This window comes from Streptomyces sp. S6, assembly GCF_054880855.1.
Genome location: NZ_JBTYMC010000548.1, coordinates 1 through 2309, shown reverse-complemented (window position 1 = coordinate 2309; position 2309 = coordinate 1). Strand labels below are relative to the sequence as shown.

4 protein-coding genes are annotated in these 2309 nt (G+C 74.1%); 1 reads left to right on the top strand and 3 read right to left on the bottom strand.

The annotated features are described in order from the left end of the window. Window positions 1–392 (top strand): anti-sigma factor (locus ACVNF4_RS35030; protein ID WP_461806888.1); only part of this gene is annotated, 392 nt, incomplete at its 5' end. Window positions 393–496: 104 nt separating this feature from the next. Here ACVNF4_RS35030 and ACVNF4_RS35025 read toward each other — a convergent pair. The 3 genes from ACVNF4_RS35025 to ACVNF4_RS35015 are packed head-to-tail and all read right to left on the bottom strand — an operon-like array spanning window position 497 to window position 2027. After that, on the bottom strand, window positions 497–814 hold the full coding sequence (locus ACVNF4_RS35025; protein ID WP_461806887.1) for an Asp23/Gls24 family envelope stress response protein: 318 nt from the start codon (window positions 812–814) through the stop codon (window positions 497–499). Beyond that, window positions 811–1431 (bottom strand): Asp23/Gls24 family envelope stress response protein, encoded by a 621-nt coding sequence (locus ACVNF4_RS35020; protein WP_461806886.1) that lies wholly within the window; start codon window positions 1429–1431, stop codon window positions 811–813. The genes ACVNF4_RS35025 and ACVNF4_RS35020 overlap by 4 nt, the downstream gene beginning before the upstream one ends. Continuing rightward, window positions 1428–2027, bottom strand: a complete 600-nt coding sequence (locus ACVNF4_RS35015; protein ID WP_461806885.1) for an RNA polymerase sigma factor — start codon at window positions 2025–2027, stop codon at window positions 1428–1430. Before ACVNF4_RS35015 ends, ACVNF4_RS35020 begins: the two co-directional genes overlap by 4 nt. Window positions 2028–2309: the final 282 nt, after the last annotated feature.

Genomic DNA, 2309 nt, shown 5'->3' with positions numbered 1-2309 from the left:
AGGCCGCGGACGCCCGCACCGAGGCACGCCAGGCGTCCCGGAGCGCCGACGAGATCGCCGCCGTCCTGTCCGCGCCGGACGCCCGGGTCCGGGTGTCCGGGCTGGCCGGCGGCGCCACCGGTACGGTCGTCGTCTCCCACCGCCGGGACAGGGCCGTGTTCGCCGTCTCGGGAATGGCCCGTCCGCCCGGCGGCAAGGTCTATCAGCTCTGGTTCGACGACGGTGGGACCATGCGGTCCGCCGGGTTGATGGACCCCGGCCGAGGCGACCAGGCCGTCCTGATGCGGGGTGGCGTCGGCCGGGCGTCGGGCATGGGCATCACCGTCGAGCCCGACGGCGGGTCGAAGCAGCCCACCACCGCGCCGCTCGCCTTGATGGCCTTCCCCGGCTGACCGAGGCCCGGTACCGCGGACGGGTGCATCGGCGGCCTGGCGTATGGACGGGTACCGCGCCCGGCCGCCGGCCCCGTCCCGTGCCGCCCCACCGGTGACCGGCCTCAGAGGAGCCCCGTGACCGTCACGGTGACCCGGGCCGGGGATTCGGGGGAGGTCAGGACGGCCAGGCGGCGTCTCACCTCGTCGCGGACACCGCGAGCCACGTCCACGGCCCGCGCCTGCCGGAGCGCCACGACGTGGATCTCGACGTGCCAGGGCCCCTCGCCGTCCGGCCGGGTCATCCGGACCCCTGCCGGGTGCGGCGCCGGTCGCGGCAGCGCGCGCAGCCGGTCGGTCAGACCGGGCCGGAGGAACGCCACCCCCGGAACACCGGTCACGGCGGTGGCGAGTTCCTCGACGAGCGTGCGCTGCTCGGTCATGTCGTACGGCCTTCCCGGTCGTCGTCGGCCGTCAGGGGGAGGAGGTCGGTGACCCGGATGTGCACGGCCGCTATGCGCATGCCCAGGGCTCGGTCGGCGGCCCGTCCGACCTGTTCCCGCACCCGCGCGGTGAGGTCGGGCAGGGGAACGCCGATGGGGGCGTGGATGTCGAGCCCGACCTCGACCGTGCCGTCCTCGCGGACGTCGACGAGACGGCAGGAGCCGGCGTGGACGCCCGCGACCGTCTCCGCCGCGGCACGCAGGGCACGGGCCGCGACCGCTTCCATGATCCACAGGTCCTCGGCGGGTTCACCCAGCGGCAGGGGGCGGCCCGGACGCAGTTCGAGGCGGACGACGTCCATGATCCGCCGGGTCAGCGGCTCGGCGTCGTAGGAACCGGTGTCCGCCGTCTCCGTGCGCAGCCCGCGTACGGCGGACTCCAGTTCGTCGAGGCCGCGCACCGCCTGCCGGCAGTGCGGGCAGGACCGCGCGTGGGTGTCGGCGGCCCGGGTCTCCCAGTCGGCCCACACTCGGGACAGCAGCCGTCCGCAGGGCAGGAGTTCGTCGTCGTCCTCCTGCGTGGACGTGCCGTACGGCGGGTCGGTCCGGTCGGTCATCGCCAGCCCCCCAGTGCTTGTGTCAGACAACGGCGTGCGCGGAAGACACGGGCGCGGACGGCCTCCTCGCTGATGCCCACCGCGTGCGCGATGAACTCGTAGGACCGCCCGTCAAGTTCCCGCAGCACCCAGCAGGCCCGCTGTTCGGCCGACAGCAGATCGAGGGCCTCGCGCAGTTCGCGTACGGCGCTTCGGCCCTCGGTGATCCGGGCCGGTGACGTGCTGTACTCGGCGGCGGCCACGTCTCCGGCCGCCTCCAGCGGGGCGGTGGGCCTGCGGGAACGCAGCACGTTCAGGCAGCGGTTGGTGACGATCCGGTATATCCAGGTGCCGAACGAGGAACGCCCCTGGAACTCGGGCAGCCGCCGCCAGGCGCTGAGGAAGGCTTCCTGGACGGCGTCCTCCGCCTCGGTCCTGGTGCCCAGCAGCCGGGTGGCGAGCCGGGTCAGCGGCGGCGCGTGCCGTTGCACAAGCACGGCGAACGCGTCCTCGTCCCCCTCCCCGGCACGGACCGCCAGCAGGGCGTCGTCCCTGTCGCACCGGACGTCCGGTGGTGCGCTCCCGGACGGTGCGCTCGGTGTGCGGGCCCCCGCCACTGGGCGGCTCCTCTCGTCCGGTCTTCCGAAAGCCGGTCTTCCGAAAGCCGGTCTCCTCGTGATTGGACACCTCGGCACGGTCTCCGTTACGCGGGACTTCGGGCCGCGAGGCCCAGGCGGATGCGGACGGGCCGGGAAAAAGAATTCATCCGATCGTGGGAGCGACCAATCCGGCGGGGTTTCGGAACCGGATTCCCCACGTGACCGAGAACGAGAAGAGTCCCCGCCGCCGGCCCGGCCCGGCGCGGCTGCTGCTGGGCGCGCTCAGCGGTGCGCTGGCCG